The organism is Clostridium intestinale DSM 6191 (genome assembly GCF_900130055.1).
In the GTDB taxonomy this organism is placed as follows: Bacteria; Bacillota; Clostridia; order Clostridiales; family Clostridiaceae; genus Clostridium_T; species Clostridium_T intestinale.
On the sequence record NZ_FQXU01000005.1, the window covers coordinates 264595 to 283984 of the forward strand.

Below are 19390 nucleotides of genomic sequence, written 5' to 3' on the forward strand. Positions count from 1 at the left end.
GGTGATAGAAGTATGAATGGATATTTTATTACATCAGAATCTGTTACAGAAGGACATCCTGATAAAATTTGTGACCAAATATCAGATGGAATATTAGATGCGTATTTAGCTTATGATCCTAATTCTAGAGTGGCAGTAGAAACTATGGTTTCTAAAAATACTATTATGATTGCTGGAGAAGTAAGATCAAAAGCTAGAGTTAATGTAGTAGATATAGCGAGAGAAGTAGTTAAAAATATAGGTTATACAAAAGAGGATTTAGGTTTTGACTACAAATCATGTTTAATATTCACAAATATTAATACGCAATCCTCAGATATAGCTTTAGGTGTAGATAAAATAGAGGAAAATAATAGTTCATCTAATGAGATACTAGGGGCAGGAGATCAAGGGATTATGTATGGCTATGCCTTTGACGAGACTGATAGTTATATGCCATTAACTTGTGATTTAGCAAATAAGCTTACAATGAAGCTTGCAGAACTTAGAAAAACAGGCGGTGTTTCATGGTTAAGACCTGATGGAAAGTCTCAAGTTACAATGAAATATGATGTTGATGGTAAACCTCTAAGTATTTCAAGCATAGTTATTTCTACTCAGCATGATGATGGAATTGAATATGATTATATGAGAAATATAATTGAATATGATGTAATTAATAGTGTTATAGATAGTAATTTAATTAGATACGATACCAAAATACACATTAATCCAACTGGAAGGTTTGTTATAGGTGGACCAGCTGGTGATACTGGATTAACAGGTAGAAAAATAATGGTGGATACCTATGGTGGAGTGGGTAAACATGGTGGTGGAGCTTTCTCAGGAAAAGATCTTACTAAGGTAGATCGTTCAGGGGCATACATGGCAAGATACGTAGCTAAAAATATAGTTGCTGCAAAATTAGCTAAAAAGGTTGAGGTATCTTTAAGCTATGTAATAGGCTTACCGGAGCCAGAAGCAATAACTATCAATACCTTTGGAACTGAAACTATAAAAACTAATTATATTGATGAAATAGTAAAAGATACTTTTTCATTTTCAGTTTCTAATATACTAAAAGAATTAGATTTAAGAAAGCCACAATTTATAAAAACAGCTGCCTATGGACATTTTGGAAGGGGAGACCAAAACTTTAGGTGGGAGGAACTCGATAAAGTTCAAATCTTAAAAGAAAAAGCAAAAAAATGTATCTCAGATAGTTTTAAATAAGATTTAGGAGTTGTGGATAATATGGATATATATATGCTGATAGCAGCATTTGGGGGAGGAGCCTTTGGAGCTTTAGTTGGATCTATACCTGCTTTTATACTTACAGGTATATTGGCTGTAGTAGGGGGACTATTAGGACTTGCAGGTATAGCAGAACCTTCAATTGGAAATATTACTTTTGGTTCATTTTTAGGACCGCATATAGCCTTTACTGGTGGAGTTGCAGCAGCAGCTTTTGCAGGAAATAAAAGAAAGACATTGGAGAATCCAAATGATGTCTTGACTCCATTATATGGAATCAATGATTATACAGTAATAATCATGGGAGGGATATTTGGAGTTATAGGATTTCTATTTCATTACCTATATGGTACTCTTCTTAAATTCAACACAGACCTTCCAGCCATATCTGTTTTTAGTACCTTAATAGTTTCAAGATTAGTATTTGGAAAGACCGGACCTTTAGGAAAATATATAGGAGAAGGGTCTAGACAGTGGTTGCCTAGTGCAAAAACTTTAATTAATCACATAATACTTGGAGTAACAGTAGCTATAGTTGTAAGTGGAGTTGGGATATCTATGCTTAATTCAGGAGTTCCCAAAGCTGCTATGGCTATGTACCCCATAGTATGTTTTGGAATAAGTGCAACATCTTTAGTGTTTTTACAGATGGGATTTGGTGTGCCAGTAACCCATCATATTACATTGCCGGTTGCAGCTGTAACTATTATGACTGGTAATATCTTTTTAGGAGTTATTATTGGAGTAATTTGTGCAGTAGTTTGGTTAATAGCTGGAAATATATTTAATAGTCATTGTGACACATATATAGATCCACCAGCTACAACAATATTTATAATGATGTTTATAATAAATGCAGTATTCATTTAATCAAATAATAAGGAGGATTTTTTTATGAGTAATGAAGCTTTGGGAATGGTTGAAACAAAAGGATTAGTAGGTGCAATAGAAGCGGCTGATGCTATGACAAAAGCAGCAAATGTTGCGTTGATAGGATATGAAAAAATAGGATCAGGATTAGTAACTGTTATGGTTCGTGGAGATGTAGGAGCTGTTAAAGCAGCTGTTGATGCGGGAGTAGCTGCTGCTAGAAATGTTGGAGAGGTAGCATCACAACATGTTATTCCTAGACCTCATACTGACACAGAAAAAATTTTACCTAAAACAATATAAAGGTTAGGTAAAATAACTAGAGAGTGAGTTGATGAAAATGGAGACAGAAAAATTTGTAAAACTGATTACCCAAATAGTTGTAGATAAGATGAAAGATATAGAAAGTTATAAAATTCCTATTGGGGTATCAAATAGGCATATACATGTTAGCCAAAAGGATTTAGATAAACTCTTTGGTGAAGGATATAATTTAACAAAAAAAGGTGATTTAAAACAACCAGGACAATTTGCAGCTAATGAGACAGTTACTATAAGAGGACCTAAAGGAGAATTTGAAAATGTCCGTATATTAGGACCAGTAAGAGAAGAAAGCCAAGTTGAGATTTCTATTACAGATAGTTTTCGTTTGGGGGTAAGACCGCCTATAAAAGAGTCTGGGCAATTAGAAAATACCCCAGGACTAGAAATTATAGGACCTAAGGGGATAGTTGAAATTCCTCAAGGTACAATTATTGCTTTGAGACACATTCACATGACTCCAGAGCAGGCTGCGAAAATAGGTGTTAAAGATAAAGATGTAGTAGAAGTTGAAACCTTCGGAGATAGACAAGGTGTCCTTGGAAATGTTTTAATTCGTGTTTCAAATAAGTATTCTTTAGAAATGCATGTAGATGTAGATGAGGCTAATGCATGTTCTTTAAAAAATAATGATTTTGTTATCTTACGCAAAATTTAAGGAGAGATGGCAATGGTCATAAATGATGAAAAATTAACGATTTTTTCTGAGTTAGTTTCAGAAGATAGATGTAATAAATTTAGCGGAAAGCTTAAGACTGGAGTGGACTTAGGAACAGCTAATATAGTTGTCTCTGTAGTAGATGAAAATGATCTACCTATTGCAGGGGCAACATACCCTTCTACCGTAGTTAAGGATGGTATTGTGGTTGATTTTGTAGGAGCTATAAATATCTTAAGAAAATTAAAAGACAAGGTTGAGAAAATAATTGGTACAGAGTTATTAGAGGCGGCTACTGCTATACCACCTGGTATTATTCAAGGAAATATAAAATGTATATCTAATGTTGTAGAAGCAGCGGGATTTGAGGTTATAAATGTTGTGGATGAACCAACTGCAGCTGCTAGTGTTATAGACATTAAAAATGGAGCTGTTGTAGATGTTGGTGGAGGAACCACAGGTATAAGCATTTTAAAAGATGGTGAAGTAATATTTACTGCCGATGAAGCAACAGGTGGAACGCATATGACTTTAGTTATAGCTGGCTATTACGGTATCTCTATTGAAGAGGCAGAGAAGCTTAAGAAAGATCCTAAAAAGGATAGAGAAATTTTTCCGATAATCAAACCTGTGGTTGAGAAAATGGCATCCATAGTAAAAAGATATTTGGAAAATTATGATGTGTCTGAAATCTATATTGTAGGAGGGGCATCATCATTTGAAGAATTTAATGATGTTTTTGAGAAATTTATAGGAGTTAAGACTATAAAGTTTAATGAACCTCTACTTGTGACACCTTTAGGTATAGCAATGAATTGTAATAGAGTGTGAAAATTTTTAGAAAAGAGGAGTAGAATAAATGAGTATAGATGCAACTTTAGTTGAAAAACTAGTTAGACAAGCAATAGAAGAAGCAAAAAGTAAAAATTTAATATCATTTAATAAGGTTGAGACTTTAAATAATTATGGCATTTTTAATACAATGGATGAAGCTATAGAAGCTTCAGATGTTGCGCAAAAAGAGCTATTAAATACATCTATGGCAAATAGGCAAAAATATATAAACATTATAAAATCCACCGTATTAAAAAGAGAGAATTTAGAGCTTATTTCTAGAATGGCTGTTGAGGAAACCGAAATAGGAAGATATGAACATAAATTGATCAAAAATAGGGTTGCAGCTGAAAAAACTCCAGGTACGGAAGATCTTGTTACAGAAGCTATTACAGGAGACAATGGAATTACTTTAATTGAATATTGTCCATTTGGAGTTATAGGTTCAATAACGCCAACTACAAATCCAACAGAAACTATTATTTGTAACTCTATGTCAATGATAGCTGGAGGAAATACCGTGGTTTTTAGTCCACATCCTAGAGCTAAAAATGTTTCTATTAAATTGATTACTATGTTAAATAAGGCATTGGAGGAAGCAGGAGCACCAAAAAATTTAATTGTTACAGTTAAAGAACCTTCTATTGAAAATACCAATGCTATGATGGACCATCCTAAAGTTAGAGTATTAGTAGCAACTGGAGGACCTGCAATTGTTAAAAAAGTAATGTCTACAGGTAAAAAAGCTATAGGAGCTGGGGCTGGAAATCCTCCAGTAGTTGTAGATGAAACAGCTAATGTAGAAAAGGCAGCAATAGATATAGTAAATGGATGTAGCTTCGATAACAATGTCCCATGTGTAGCTGAAAAAGAAGTTTTTGCAGTGGATCAGATATGTGATTATTTAATTCATTATATGAAACTTAACGGAGCCTACGAAATAAAAGATAGAAACACCATACAGAAATTATTAGAGTTAGTTACTAATGAAAATGGTGGACCTAAGGTATCTTTTGTAGGAAAAAATGCCAGCTATATTTTAAGTAAATTAGGTATTAATGTTGATGATAACATCAAAATTATAATTATGGAAGTTGATAAAGATCATCATTTTGTAAAAGAGGAAATGATGATGCCTATATTACCTATAGTAAGAACAAGAGATGTTGATGAAGCTATAGAATATGCTTATGTAGCTGAAAATGGAAATAGGCATACTGCCATCATGCATTCAAAAAATGTTGATAAACTTACAAAAATGGCTAGGCTTCTTGAGACCACCATATTTGTAAAAAATGCTCCATCCTTTGCTGGACTTGGAGTAGGAGGCGAAGGAAATACAACATTTACTATAGCAGGACCTACTGGTGAAGGATTAACTACAGCAAAATCTTTCTGTAGAAAACGTAGATGTATAATGGTTGATGCTTTTAATATAAGATAAAGAAAAAGGTTGGAGTTTTATGCTTCAACCTTTTTCTTTATGAAATTTATCATAATATTTTAAATAAAATATTCCAAAATACTGTTGACAAATTATTAAATAATAATTATTATTAATAAGGAAGGCAAATGAAAATTAATATTAATTAGAAGATGGAGTGTGATTGAGAATGTCATTAATTAACAAAAAAGTTTCAGATTTTAAGGTGCAAGCATATCAAAACGGAGAATTTAAAGAAGTTACTTTAGATTCAGTAAAAGGAAGTTGGTCAGTATTCGTATTTTATCCAGCAGACTTTACTTTTGTATGTCCAACTGAATTAGGTGAATTAGCTGATAACTATGAAAAGTTTAAAGAAATAGGTTGTGAAGTTTATTCAGTATCTACTGATACACATTTTGTTCATAAGGCATGGGCTGATACTTCAGATACCATAGCAAAAATTAAGTATCCAATGTTAGCAGATCCAACAGGAAAACTAACTAGAGATTTTGAAGTAATGATTGAAGAAGAAGGATTAGCTTTGAGAGGATCATTTGTAGTTAATCCAGAAGGAGAAATAAAAGCTTACGAAGTTCATGATAATGGAATCGGAAGAAATGCAGAAGAATTATTAAGAAAAGTTCAAGCAGCTCAATTTGTAGCTGAAAATGGAGATCAAGTTTGTCCAGCTAAATGGCAACCAGGTGAAGATACTTTAGTGCCTAGCTTAGATTTAGTAGGAAAACTATAATAAATTAACATAAAGCTTGTACTTTAAATTAACATAAGAAGCTTTACTAGTAAGAGTGAATAGTGATTAAGAAAATTCTAATGATTAAGATTTTCTGATGTAACTTTTCACTCTTATTCATTAATACGGTAAAATAGGAGGTAAAAGGTATGGAGAATATTTATGATCTTGTGATAATCGGGGGAGGCCCAGCAGGACTTTCAACAGGAATATATTCAGGAAGAGCAAAGTTAAAAACATTAATAATAGAAAAAGAAGATATAGGCGGACAGGTTAATAAAACTTATGATATATATAATTATCCAGGAGCTAGAAACAGCAATGGACCTAAGCTTATGGAAGAGATGAAAGATCAAGCAACTGATTATGGGGTAGGTTTTATGTCTGCAGAAGTTACTGAGGCGAACTTTAAGGAAGATGTTAAAGTTTTAAAGACAGAAAGAGGGGACATTAAGGCTAGAGCTGTAGTTATAGCAACTGGTGCTTCTCCAAGAAAACTTGGATTTAAGGGAGAAGGAGAATTTACAGGAAGAGGAGTTGCATATTGTTCAACTTGCGATGGACAATTTTTTGAAGGGTTAGAGGTATTAGTAATAGGTGCAGGATTTGCTGCTGCTGAAGAAGCTATGTTTCTTACTAAATACGCAACTAAAGTTACAATAATAGCTAGAGAACCAGAGTTTACTTGTGCTAAATCTATAGCTGATAAAGTTTTAGCTCATCCTAAGGTTGAAGTTAAATTTAATACAGAACTTCTTGAAGTAACTGGAGAAGAGCTAGTAAATCATGCAAAACTTATTAATAATGTTACAAAAGAAGAATCAGAGTATAATGTAAAATCAGGAGATGCTGGTTTTGGAGTATTTGTCTTTGTAGGATATGAACCTCAAAGTAAACTTTTTAAAGGTATATTAGAATTAGATAGAGCAGGATATATAATAACTAATGAAAACATGGAAACAAATGTACCAGGAGTATATGTAGCAGGAGATTTAAGACCAAAACAATTAAGGCAGATAGTTACAGCTGTTTCAGACGGAGCTATTGCAGCTACTACAGCTGAAAGATATGTTATTGAATTAAAAGAGAGATTAGGAATAAAAGAAGAAGAACCTATAAAAGAGATTAATAATAATAAAAAAGAAGAAACTACTAAGGACTTAGGAAAAATAGAAAAGAGAAGTAAACTATTAAATGATGCTTTAAGAACTCAACTTAAGGGTGTGTTAGACAGGCTTACAGATGAAGTTACATTAGTATCAATTGTGGATGAAAGTCTTCCAAAATCTATTGAACTTAGAGATTTAGTTTTAGATATAGCCGATCTTGGAGATAAAGTAAAAGCAGAGATATATATTAAAGGTCAAAATTTAGATATCGAAAAGAAAATTAATTCAGATAAATATCCAATAGTTGCGCTTTTAGATAAAGATAATAACTATAGAGGGGTAAAATTTCATGGAGTTCCAGGAGGACATGAATTAAATTCCTTCATATTAGCTATATATAATCTTGGAGGCCCAGGTCAGCAGGTAGATAATGATATATTAAGTGATATGAAAAAAATAAGTAATAAAACAAATATTAAGGTTTGCGTAGCATTATCCTGCCATCTATGTCCTGATGTTGTAGTATCCTCTCAAAGAATAGCTATAGAAAATGAAAATGTAGAAGCAGAGATGATAGATGTATCAAACTTCAAAGAACTTAAAGATGAGTATAAGATAATGAGTGTTCCAGCTATTATAGTTAATGATGACAAGGTGTATTTTGGAGCTAAAAAGGTTAAAGAAATATTAGAGATAATTGCATAGAGTAAGTTGAAGGGCGATACAATACTATTAACTAGTATTTCATCGCTCTTTTCATAATTCACATAATTATGAAAAATTAACCTTTAGAAAAAATTGCTAGTTTATGATATAATTTATTAATGATTATTATTATGTTGTAATATTTGTTATTGAAATTATTTTTATACTATATTCCAACAATAAAAATCTAACTATATTTTCTCAATATTTTTATAAATAAGATTTTGAATACTGCCCCAAAAATGGCAAAGATAAAACTTAAATATATTGAAGAAATTTACGATTAATTTTAGTAGGATTTGTTTTAATTAAATATTTTTGTACATACAATGTTAGTGGTCATTTATTTTACAATAATTTTATTACAAATTTCTTAAAGTTTAAGTATGTGCAAAAAAATGTTAAAACTTTTTACAAATTCTGGTATAATTATACGGGGGGTAGTCACTATGGAAATAGAAAAAAGAAAATATAATAAAATTGCAATAGGAGTCATAGTTACGCACTGTATATTCCTTATGGCATATTTTTCTTTAGCACTACATTTTAGGAATCATTTTTATTTTGGGTCGACCATAAATCTAGTTGATGTATCAGGAAAAACCGTAGAAGAAGCTGAAAAGCAGATAGCGAATAAATTTAGTTCTTATTCATTAAAGCTACAGGATTCTGGAGGAACTGAAGAAATAAAGGCATCAGATATTGATTTGAAATACGAACCAAATGGACAAGTTTCCCAACTGAAAGAAGAACAAAATGCATTTAAATGGCTTCTTGCTCTTATAAACAGGGATAGTAGTGAAATGAAAGAGGATGTTTCTTATAATCATGAACTTTTAAAAAGTAAGGTTGATAAGTTAGATTTATTTAAACGAGAAAACATAACTGATTCAAAAGATGCAACTTTTAAGTATACAGATAATGGATACGAGATTGTAAATGAGGTTTATGGGAATAGAGTAGATAAAGATGTACTCTATAATAAAATAGTAGAAGCAATTAATAACGGAGAAGAAACCTTAAATATAGAAAAGGCAGACTGCTATATAAAACCTAAGTATACTGCTAAATCTAAAGAAATCATAGATACTAAAAATACTCTTAATAAGTATATTGCATCAACTATTACCTATTCTATACAAAACAGTGAAGAAGTTATAGATAAATCTTTAATAAACACTTGGATTAATGTTAATGAAAATTTAGAAATATCTTTTGATGAAGGAAAAATGAGAAAAGATTTAGATGGTATTTTTTATCCTTATGAAACTGTCGGAAAGTCTAGAGAATTTAAAACTTCATCGGGTGCTAATATAAGTGTTGGCGGTGGCGATTATGGGTGGTCAATTTATACTTCGGAAGAAATTAAGGATCTAATACCAAAAATAAAAGAAGGTAACCCTATAAGTAAGGAACCAACCTATAATAAAACAGCAGCAGCTTTTGGAAGTAACGATATAGGAAATACTTATGTAGAAATAAGCCTATCAGGACAACATATGTGGTTTTATAAAAATGGAGCTCTTATTGCAGACGGAAATGTGGTTACAGGGAATTTAAGCCTTAACCATGGTACACCAGCTGGTGTTTATAAATTAAAGTATAAACAAAAAGATACAAGTTTAGTAGGTCAAGATTATAATGCTCCAGTAAGTTTTTGGATGCCTTTTAATGAAGGTATAGGAATCCATGATGCGAGTTGGAGAAATGAATTTGGTGGAAATATATATAAAACAAATGGATCACATGGATGTGTAAATGCTCCATATGCTCTTGCTAGTGCCATATATAACAATATATCGGCTGGAGTACCAGTAGTTTTATATTACTAAAAATGTAGTGAAAATAGGTATAGAATTATAGATAGTTCTATACCTATTTTTTATTGCATAGGAAAGTGCATTCTTCCTATGCAATAAAAAATGCAAGGGGTGCAGGGGAGGTTGTGCTCCCTGCCTCTTAAGGAGGGTGCTCAGACACGCAGTGTCGTCGAAGGGTTAAAGACCTAAATGGTCTTTAACGGGCTTACCCAGGCCTGAAAGGCCATAGGGTTCCCTAGCGAAGTGGCGCAGCCACTTTTTTATTTAGATAAAAGCTCAACAGAAACTTGAGTTACGTAATTTTCATATCCCTTAACACTGGTTTCATCTAAAATAAACTCTTCAAAAGCATATCTTGATATTTCTAAATTTAGCTTTTTTAAAAATTTTAATATTTTTTTATAAGTAGAGTCTATTTCTCTATAATCTCCTTGATGAAAGGCTATGCAATAGATTCCTTTAGGTTTAGTGAAGAGATAAGGAAGATTTTCTTTAGAAGATAGTTTTGTATAAAGATATGAGTAGTTATCTTTAACTCCAGCTAGTATGTTTTCTTTATTTATCATAGCTCCAATAGAGTAACCAGAATTTAGATTACTTATATTGCAGTAATTCATATGTTCTGAAATAATTTTTAGATACTCTTTATGACTTACATTTTCAATAGATTTACTTAAAACCAAATACTCTTCATCCAAAGATTCTATGCTAATTTTTGAATAATCCATATTGTAAGCCTTTTTAGTTATAGAGAGCTTAGTTTCCATAAGTTTACGCATTCTTTTAAGAGCTTCTATATATTTATCAACCTGTAGAATTTTCTCTTCAAATAAATTAATTAAAGCTTCTGGAGTTCTATTATCTAAATAAGTTTTAATTTCTTTTAAAGGCATATTTATTTCCTTTAAAATAGTTATTACATTAAAGACATCAAACTGGGGATAAGAATAATATCTATAACCTTTTTCATCTTTGATCTCAGGAGAAAAGATACCTATATCATCATAATGAAAAAGAGTTTGTTTTTTTACATTGCACAGTTTAGCAAATTCTCCAGTATTAAAATATTTATTTAGATTTTCATTCATAATTTATTCACCTCTTGACTATACGGTAACCGGATACCTTATTATTATATAATAGCGATATAATAAGAGCATTTCAAGAAGGAGTATTTATAATGAAATTAATATTGAAATACATGAAGAAATATAAAGGGTTAGTGATTCTTAATATAATATCAGTTTTTGGTTTTGCACTTGTAGAATTAGGAATTCCAACTATAATGTCTAAGGTTATTGATAATGGGATAGCTAATAATGATATAGATTATGTAGTAAGGGTTGGAAGTATAATTGTTGTAATTTCAATCTTAGGAACAATGGGAACAATTTTATTAGGTTATTGTTCTTCCAAAATTTCAACTAGTATAACTAGAGATATAAGAAATGATATTTTTATAAAATCTCAGGAATTCTCCCATAGTGAATACGATAAATTTGGAATATCATCTATGATAACAAGAACTACTAATGATGCATTTCAAATACTACAGTTTACAAATGTAGTACTTAGGACAGCGCTACTTACGCCTGTTATGTTTATGGTAAGTTTAATAATGATAGTTAGAACAAGTTTAAGTTTATCTGTAATTTTAGCAGTAACAGTACCTTTTATAGTATTAGGAGTTGCTATTATAGCAAAGATATCTCATTCTATTTCAGAAGAGCAACAAAAAAACATGGATAAACTAAACAGAATTTCTAGAGAAAATTTAACGGGAGTAAGAGTTATAAGAGCTTTTGGAAATGATGAATACGAAAAAGAAAGATTTGAAGGAATAAATCATACCTACGCTGAAATATCTAAAAGATTGTTTAAACTTATGGCTATTTCTCAACCAGCTTTCTTTGGATTATTAAACATGGCAATTTTAGCTATATTTTGGATATCAAGTAATATGATAAGTTCACAAACATTACAAGTTGGACAACTAGTTGCCTTTATAGAATACTTATTCCATGCAATGTTTTCTATAATGTTATTTTCCATGGTGTTTATAATGTATCCAAAAGCACAGGTTTCTGCTAACAGAATTGAGGAGCTTTTAAATACAGAACCTATTATAAAAAGTCCTAAAAATGGTGTTTTGGAAACTGGAACTAGAGGATTAATTGAGTTTGATAATGTTACATTCACTTATCCAGAGGGAGAAGAGCCTGTGTTAAAAGATATATCATTTAAGGCTGAGAAAGGGCAGAAAATTGCTTTTATAGGCAGTACAGGCAGTGGTAAAAGTACACTTATAAACTTAATACCTAGATTTTATGATGTTACAAAAGGAAGTATCAAAATAGATGGAGTAGATGTTAGAGAATATGATTTAAAGGCATTACGTAACAAGATTGGTTTTATACCTCAGAAAACTTTGTTATTTACAGGTACTATAGGAAGCAATATAAGGTTTGGAAAAATAGATGCAGATAAAATTGAATTAGAACATTCAGCTAAAGTAGCTCAAGCTTATGACTTCATAAGTAAGAAACCTAGAAAATTCGAGGAAGCAATAAGTGAAGGTGGAAAAAATGTATCTGGAGGGCAGAAGCAGAGATTATCAATTGCTAGAGCCTTAGTTAGAAAGCCAGAGATTTATATTTTTGATGATAGTTTTTCAGCTTTAGATTTTAAAACAGATGCAGTTCTTAGGGAAAGATTAAAGGAAGAGGTAACAGATTCTGTGGTTCTAGTTGTTGCCCAAAGAATAGGATCAATACTTGATGCAGATAAAATCATAGTTTTAAATGAAGGCGAGATAGTTGGCACAGGAACCCATAGAGAACTTTTAGATAGTTGTGAAATTTATAAAGAGATAGCATTATCTCAGCTTACTGAGGAGGACTTAGAAGATGAAAAAGTTAATATTTATAGTAAAGAGAGTTTCTTTCTTTGTAAAACCATATAGGAAATCTTTTATAGGAGCTGTTTTGTTTATAATAATGGCAGCTGTATTTACTGCTGTATCACCTAGGGTAGAAGGACTTATTATAACAAGCCTATCAAAAGATGCTACTAACATAGTGAAGGGGGTAACAGGTGCCTCTATTAACTTTGAATATGTAATAAGGATATTATTAATATTAGCTGTTATATATGTTCTTGGACCTGTAACTACTTATTTGGCAAATGCACTTTTAACTGAAGCAATTCAAAATACTATGAGAGATTTAAGGGATGCAATTCAAAATAAGATTAGGAGATTACCAGTAAACTACTTTGATAAAAACACTTATGGTAATATATTAAGCCGAATTACAAATGATGTTGATAGCGTATCTAATGCCCTTCAACAAAGTTTTATTCAAGTGGTTAATTCAATATTATCAGTAATATTAGCTGTCAGCATGATGTTTTCACTTAATATAAAACTTTCACTTATAGCTATACTTATAATTCCTTTAAGTTATTTAGCATCTAAATTTATAGTTAATAAGTCACAGGGCTTGTTTAATAGTCAGCAAGAAGCTTTAGGTAAGCTAAATGGTAAAGTTCAAGAAACTTATACTGGTTTTAATGAGATAAAACTATATGGTAAACAAGAAGATTCAATAGAAGAGTTTAAAGAAATTAATGAAGAACTTTTTAATACTGGGTTTAAGGCACAGTTTATATCTAGTATAATGTCTCCTGTAGTTTCATTAATAGCTTATCTTACAATAGCTGTAGTTGGAATAGTTGGAGCTATGTTTACAATAGCAGGTGCTTTAACAGTAGGTAATCTTCAAGCTTTTATACGTTATATATGGCAGATAAATCAGCCTCTTTCTCAAGTAACTCAATTATCTTCTACAATACAAGCTGCATTTTCAGCTGCAAATCGTGTGTTTGAAATATTAGATGAAGAAGAAGAGGTTCAAGATAAGAAGGATTCAATTAAACTTGATAATCCTGTTGGAGATGTTACCTTTGAACATGTTAAGTTTGGGTATAGTGAAGAGAATATTTTAATAGAAGATTTAAGCGTAGCTATAAAGAGTGGACAAATGGTTGCTATAGTTGGGCCTACAGGAGCAGGGAAAACAACATTAGTAAATTTATTAATGAGGTTTTATGAAGTTTTAGATGGTTCAATAAAAATAGATGGTGTTGATACTAGAGATATGAAGCGTGAAGATTTGAGAAGCTTATTTGGAATGGTACTTCAAGATACCTGGTTATATAATGGTACAATTCATGAAAATATTGAGTACGGTAGATTAGGTACTAGTAAAGAAGATGTTATAGAGGCTGCAAAGATAGCAAATGTACATCATTTTATAAAGACGCTTCCAGATGGATATAATATGATATTAAATGAAGAGGCATCGAATATATCTCAAGGGGAGAAACAACTTCTTACTATAGCTAGAGCAGTAGTATCAGACCCTAAGATACTTATATTAGATGAAGCTACAAGTTCCGTAGATACAAGGCTTGAGCTACTACTTCAAAAAGCTATGAGAAATATAATGAAGGGAAGAACAAGCTTTGTTATAGCACACAGATTATCCACCATTAGAAGTGCAGATTTAATACTGGTTATGAATGAAGGAAATATTATAGAACAAGGAACCCATGAAGAACTTATGAAAAAAGGCGGCTTCTATGAGAAACTTTATAATAGTCAGTTTGGAAATCAAGATGAAGAAGATCAGATATTAAGTTTATAATTTAAAAAGGATTTTTCTAAAGTATTGAGACTTTTAGAAAAATCCTTTTATTTTACTTTAAAGTAGGTAATTCTTGAGCAAAGTTATAGAAATCCTTATAGCTTCCTTGATAGTCAGAAACAATATCTCCTTGAACTCTGTTTATCACATAATCATTTATTAGATATGTTTTGATACCAACTTTAGAAGCAACTAAATCTTCTTGAACATCATTTCCAACCATCAAACATTCTTCAGCATCTTTATTGATGTCTTTTAATATTTCTTCATAGAACTTAACTTGAGGTTTACAGTAATGATTTCTTTCATAGGAAGATATATAAGAGAAATCTTCAGGTTTAAATCCAGTCCAGCTTACTCTGTGATGAATAGCTTTTAGTGGGAATATAGGATTAGTAGCTATAACAAGATTGTATCCTTTTTCCTTAAGAAGACTTACGGCCTTTCTCATTTCTTGAGATTCATAACAAAACTTTTTTAGGTTTAAAAAGTTAGTATCATAAAATTCATCAAATTTCTTTTTATAAACTTCTATATCACCATTGATTTTATTTGCGAAATCCTCCATAAAAACTTCTTCATTTAATTTTTCATCAAGGTTTTTAATCATAACCATAGTAGAAGCCCACATGTTGTTTTCTAATTCTTTTGGGTCAGCAATGTCCTTAAAATGAAGAGCTATTTCTTCAAAATATATCTTAAAAAAATTCTCCGTATCTAATGGTAAAAGTGTTCCGTCTAAATCAAATATAATAGTATTTATCATGTTAATACCCCTTTCATAATTAAATGTCCTAATATTATAATATCCTAATGTCCTAATATCCTAATATTAGGACATATAAAAAACTAAATTTTTTTTATGTAGTTAATATTTTTAAACCTCTGCTTATTAAAGCTTGCAAATCTTCATTTATATCATAAGGCAAGTCAGAGTCAGATATTATAGTGTATTCAGGTTTTATTTTTCCAAACTCCATCAAGGATTTTTGACCAAACTTACTGCTATCTGCTAGGATATATACCTCTCTACCTGCATTTAACATTGCTTTTTTTACGTGAGCATCTTCAATTATTGGAGTTGTAAGTTCTCCTTTAAGAGAAATAGAGCAAGCAGATAGAAAAACTTTATCGACATACAATTTTTCTATATCTTTTAAGCTCTCTATACTTATGGAATTCCCAATATCGTTTCTAACTATTCCACCTATAATATGAAGATTTATATTAGGGCATTGATGTAGAATATCATAGGCTATAGTTATAGAATTAGTTATTACAGTTAGATTTTTATATCCAGAGAGTAACGGAACTATTTTAGCTACAGTTGTAGAACCATCTAAAAGCAGAGTATCTCTTTCTTGTATAAAAGATTGAGCTAAAGAGGCTATGGATTGCTTAACATCATTTTGAATATTTTCTCTAACAATGAAATTTTCATAGCTGTTTACTTTGTCAGGAAGAATGGCACCTCCATAAGTTCTATGGACCTTACCTTTCTGTTCCATTATTCTTAAATCTCTTCTGATTGTATCCTCAGAAACTTCAAAAAGCTCACTTAGTTCTTGAACTTCTACTCGTTTTTTATCTTTAAGCATTTGTAATATCTTTTCATGTCTTTCTTCTATAAACATAAATACCCCTCGATAGTCTTTATTTATTCACGATTATGCGTTTTTTTATATCTAATATATTATATTATTAATATATTAATTTGTAAATGTGCATTTTCATTAATGTTTATTCATATTTATACTTGAAGTTTAACAAAACATGTAGTAACATGTAATTATAGGTAAACAAAATATATAAAGAGGATGATGTATATGTTATATTTATTAGATACCGCTAATGTAGAAGAAATAAAAAGAGCTTTTGATTTATATCCAATGAGTGGTGTTACTACAAATCCGACTATAATATCAAAAGAAAAAAGAAGTTTTTTAGAAATATTAAAGGAAATAAGAGCAGCTATAGGTGAAGATAAAATGCTTCATGTACAATCTATTAGTACTAAGGCTGAAGAGATAGTTAAAGAAGCAGAATATTTAAAAGAAACTATAGGTGGGAACTTTTATATAAAGATACCTGTAATTCCAGAAGGAATAAAGGCTATGAAGATATTAAAAGCAAAAGAAATGAATATAACAGCTACAGCAATATTTACAGCAGATCAGGCTTTAATGGCAGCAAGGGCAGGAGCAGATTTTGTGGCCCCTTATGTAAATAGAATAGATAATATAAGTGGAAATGGTGTAGGAGTAGTTGAAGAGATAGTTCATCTATTTGATATATATGCTATAGACAGTAAAGTTTTAGCAGCTTCCTTTAAGAACGTACAGCAAGTTCACGATGTTTCACTAGCTGGAGCACAATCAATAACTGTTGGTAGTGAAATAATGGACGGTTTATTATCACATCCACTAACAGAGTGGAGCGTAGATCAGTTTACTAAAGACTGGTCAGGGGTATATGGTGAAGGAAAGGTAGCTTACAACTCAAAATAGACAATAGACTAAATCCTTAATATAATTGATATATAATAAATTAATGATTTAAGAGGTATATCTAATGATGAATGAAGATATTAAGGTAATTGATTTAGCTAAAGAATTAAGCTTACATGTTAAACTTGTTACTTCCATAAAGAGTTTTGATAACTTTAATAGTTATTTCAATATTTATAGTGAAGTTGAGGAACCTTGCAGGAGAATAGTTGTACTAACTCCCTATGAGGAACTGGAGGAAGTATATGACGAAAACCCAGATGAACCTATCAAATCAAATCTACTTATTGATGGGAATGTATGGATTGAAGAATATCCTCTAATAACAAGTCCTAAAGATATACACATTGATGCCCTAGTGGTTTCTAAAGAATTAGCCCATAATATTTCCATAATGTTTAAATAAAGAGGAGCACTCTAATATAGTTTAGGGTGCTCCTTTTCTTTTCTAAAGCAATAATCCTAAAAAATATAATAGTACTCCTAAATTCGTAATACCTTATTAAAGAAACCCTGTATTTACAATAATCTAAGGAATAAAATCAATCAACTAACATTATTTATTAATTGCAAGTGAGAATTGACTGCAAATAATATGGTTGTTATAATTAGATGACGTTAAGGGGGAAGTAAATCAAATATGGAAAACAGTAGAGACATATTAGTTGTTTCTAAATATCAAAAATAACATTAAGATGAAGGAGAACAATAACTCATGATACTTTTAAGAAAATTCTTTTCATACTACCTGCCGTATAAAAATTTATTTATTATAGATTTTTCTTGCGCTATCTTATCAGCACTTTTAGAGCTTATATTTCCACTTGCTATCAGCAATGTTTTGGATAATCAGCTTCCAAAAGGAGATTGGATGGTTATACTATATAGCTGTTTAGGGCTGTTAGCTATTTATACTTTTAGTGCTTTTTTAAACTATGTTGTAACTTACTGGGGACATAAACTAGGAATAAGCATTGAAGCAGATATGAGAAAGCAGCTTTTTGAGAAAATTCAAAAACTGTCTTTTAATTTTTTTGATAATAATAAAACTGGACATTTATTATCTAGAATGACTAATGAACTTATGGATATAGGGGAGATTGCCCATCATGGACCAGAAGATATATTTATAGCTATAATGACTCTTTTAGGTGCTTTTGGAATAATGGTACATACAAATTGGAAGTTAGCATTACTCACTTTTCTTATAATTCCAATAATGAGTTACTTATCTATATTCTTTAATCGTAAGATGGCCAAGGCTTTTGAGCAGATGTTTAAAGATATAGGAAATTATAATTCAGGTGTTGAAAATAACATTTTAGGAATGAAAGTAGTTCAAGCTTTTTCAAATGAAAACTACGAAATAGAAAAATTTAGTGAGCATAATCATCAATTCTTTTTAACTAAATGTGTGGCATATGGAATAATGGCTTGGAACTCTGCTATAAGTTTTATTCTTACAAAACTAGTACACATATTTGTTTTGGTTTGTGGAACTTGGTTTGTAATTAATGGCGAAATGAGTAATGGTGATTTTGTTGCTTTTGTTATGTTGTCTAATGTATTTCTTGGGCCTATAAAGCAGATAAGTGCAACTATTGAGTCTTATCCAAAGGGAATTACGAGTTTTAAACGTTACATTGAACTTTTAGAAACCGAACCAGATGTTAAGGAAATGCCAGGAGCTAAAGAAGTTGAAATAGCTTATGGTAATATAACCTATGATAATGTGACATTTACCTATGAAGGAAAAGAAGGAAAGGTCCTTGAGAATATAAGTTTAAAAATAAACCAAGGTGAAACAGTAGCTTTAGTTGGGCCATCAGGAACAGGAAAGTCAACCTTAACAAGTTTATTACCAAGGTTTTATGATATTAATGATGGTAAGATAACTATTGATGGAATAGATATCAAAGAAATGAAGTTAGACTCATTAAGAGGTGGTATTGGAATAGTTCAACAAGATGTTTTCTTGTTTGATGGAACAATAAGAGAAAATGTTGAGTATGGTAAGTTAGGTGCATCAGAAGACGAGATATGGGTTGCATTAAAGCAAGCACAACTTGATGAATATGTTTCTTCATTACCAGATGGGTTAGATACTCTTGTTGGGGAAAGAGGTGCAAAGTTATCTGGAGGACAAAAACAACGTATATCTATAGCAAGAATGTTCCTTAAGAATCCTAGAATTCTAATTCTTGATGAAGCTACTTCATCTTTAGATACACAAACAGAAGCAGCTATTCAAAAAGCATTAGTTGATCTATCAAAAGGAAGAACAACTATAATAATAGCTCATAGATTGTCTACAATAAAAAATGCAGATAAGATAGTTGTATTAGAAGGAAGCGGAATAGCTGAATTAGGTACTCATGAAGAGTTAATAAATAATCATGGAGTATATAAGAATCTTTACGAAGCTCAAAGTGCATAAAATAAATAGAAGA

At 30.9% G+C, this 19390-nt stretch carries 17 protein-coding genes; 14 read left to right on the top strand and 3 right to left on the bottom strand.

What is annotated here, in order from left to right; translation table 11 throughout:
• Positions 1 to 12: 12 nt before the first annotated feature.
• From metK to BUA92_RS07850, 9 genes are all read left to right on the top strand, one after another.
• Entirely contained in the window at positions 13 to 1212 is a 1200-nt protein-coding gene (gene metK / locus BUA92_RS07810; RefSeq protein ID WP_073018438.1) for a methionine adenosyltransferase, read from the top strand.
• Positions 1213 to 1233: 21 nt separating this feature from the next.
• Positions 1234 to 2103 (top strand): DUF7973 family transport facilitator, encoded by an 870-nt coding sequence (locus tag BUA92_RS07815; protein WP_073018439.1) that lies wholly within the window; start codon positions 1234 to 1236, stop codon positions 2101 to 2103.
• 24 nt (positions 2104 to 2127) lie between these two features.
• Positions 2128 to 2406 carry a propanediol utilization microcompartment protein PduA gene (gene pduA / locus BUA92_RS07820; RefSeq protein WP_021800772.1) on the top strand — a complete coding sequence of 93 codons (279 nt, stop codon included), beginning with the start codon at positions 2128 to 2130 and terminating at the stop codon, positions 2404 to 2406.
• Positions 2407 to 2443: 37 nt separating this feature from the next.
• Entirely contained in the window at positions 2444 to 3082 is a 639-nt protein-coding gene (locus tag BUA92_RS07825; protein WP_073018920.1) for a phosphate propanoyltransferase, read from the top strand.
• 12 nt (positions 3083 to 3094) lie between these two features.
• Positions 3095 to 3913 (top strand): ethanolamine utilization protein EutJ, encoded by an 819-nt coding sequence (gene eutJ, locus BUA92_RS07830; RefSeq protein WP_073018441.1) that lies wholly within the window; start codon positions 3095 to 3097, stop codon positions 3911 to 3913.
• Positions 3914 to 3941: 28 nt separating this feature from the next.
• Positions 3942 to 5360 carry an aldehyde dehydrogenase family protein gene (locus tag BUA92_RS07835; RefSeq protein WP_073018444.1) on the top strand — a complete coding sequence of 473 codons (1419 nt, stop codon included), beginning with the start codon at positions 3942 to 3944 and terminating at the stop codon, positions 5358 to 5360.
• 169 nt (positions 5361 to 5529) lie between these two features.
• Positions 5530 to 6093, top strand: a complete 564-nt coding sequence (gene ahpC, locus BUA92_RS07840; protein WP_073018446.1) for an alkyl hydroperoxide reductase subunit C — start codon at positions 5530 to 5532, stop codon at positions 6091 to 6093.
• A 149-nt stretch (positions 6094 to 6242) separates the two neighbouring features.
• Complete coding sequence (locus BUA92_RS07845) at positions 6243 to 7907, top strand: FAD-dependent oxidoreductase (RefSeq protein ID WP_073018448.1); 1665 nt, start codon at positions 6243 to 6245, stop codon at positions 7905 to 7907.
• 449 nt (positions 7908 to 8356) lie between these two features.
• The gene (locus BUA92_RS07850; protein WP_073018450.1) at positions 8357 to 9739 is read left to right on the top strand and encodes a L,D-transpeptidase family protein; all 1383 of its coding nucleotides are present in this window, start codon (positions 8357 to 8359) and stop codon (positions 9737 to 9739) included.
• A gap of 248 nt (positions 9740 to 9987) precedes the next feature.
• Here BUA92_RS07850 and BUA92_RS07855 read toward each other — a convergent pair whose 3' ends face one another.
• Complete coding sequence (locus BUA92_RS07855) at positions 9988 to 10815, bottom strand: MerR family transcriptional regulator (RefSeq protein ID WP_073018452.1); 828 nt, start codon at positions 10813 to 10815, stop codon at positions 9988 to 9990.
• Positions 10816 to 10907: 92 nt separating this feature from the next.
• On the opposite strand from BUA92_RS07855, the gene BUA92_RS07860 reads away from it, so the two are divergent.
• Together BUA92_RS07860 and BUA92_RS07865 are read left to right on the top strand one after the other, a co-directional pair.
• Positions 10908 to 12689 (top strand): ABC transporter ATP-binding protein, encoded by a 1782-nt coding sequence (locus tag BUA92_RS07860; protein ID WP_073018454.1) that lies wholly within the window; start codon positions 10908 to 10910, stop codon positions 12687 to 12689.
• The gene (locus tag BUA92_RS07865) at positions 12634 to 14433 is read left to right on the top strand and encodes an ABC transporter ATP-binding protein (RefSeq protein ID WP_073018456.1); all 1800 of its coding nucleotides are present in this window, start codon (positions 12634 to 12636) and stop codon (positions 14431 to 14433) included. The genes BUA92_RS07860 and BUA92_RS07865 overlap by 56 nt, the downstream gene beginning before the upstream one ends.
• A 52-nt stretch (positions 14434 to 14485) precedes the next feature.
• Here the strand turns inward: BUA92_RS07865 and BUA92_RS07870 are convergent, their stop codons facing one another.
• Complete coding sequence (locus tag BUA92_RS07870) at positions 14486 to 15199, bottom strand: HAD family hydrolase (protein ID WP_073018458.1); 714 nt, start codon at positions 15197 to 15199, stop codon at positions 14486 to 14488.
• A 94-nt stretch (positions 15200 to 15293) separates the two neighbouring features.
• The gene (locus BUA92_RS07875) at positions 15294 to 16067 is read right to left on the bottom strand and encodes a DeoR/GlpR family DNA-binding transcription regulator (protein ID WP_073018460.1); all 774 of its coding nucleotides are present in this window, start codon (positions 16065 to 16067) and stop codon (positions 15294 to 15296) included.
• A gap of 192 nt (positions 16068 to 16259) precedes the next feature.
• Between BUA92_RS07875 and BUA92_RS07880 the strand changes: the two genes are divergently transcribed.
• The 3 genes from BUA92_RS07880 (at position 16260) to BUA92_RS07890 (ending at position 19377) form a co-directional block, all read left to right on the top strand.
• Positions 16260 to 16940, top strand: a complete 681-nt coding sequence (locus BUA92_RS07880; protein ID WP_073018462.1) for a fructose-6-phosphate aldolase — start codon at positions 16260 to 16262, stop codon at positions 16938 to 16940.
• A gap of 64 nt (positions 16941 to 17004) precedes the next feature.
• On the top strand, positions 17005 to 17346 hold the full coding sequence (locus BUA92_RS07885; protein ID WP_073018464.1) for a hypothetical protein: 342 nt from the start codon (positions 17005 to 17007) through the stop codon (positions 17344 to 17346).
• A 309-nt stretch (positions 17347 to 17655) separates the two neighbouring features.
• Positions 17656 to 19377: an ABC transporter ATP-binding protein gene (locus tag BUA92_RS07890; protein WP_073018466.1), complete on the top strand. Its 1722-nt coding sequence runs from the start codon at positions 17656 to 17658 to the stop codon at positions 19375 to 19377.
• Positions 19378 to 19390: the final 13 nt, after the last annotated feature.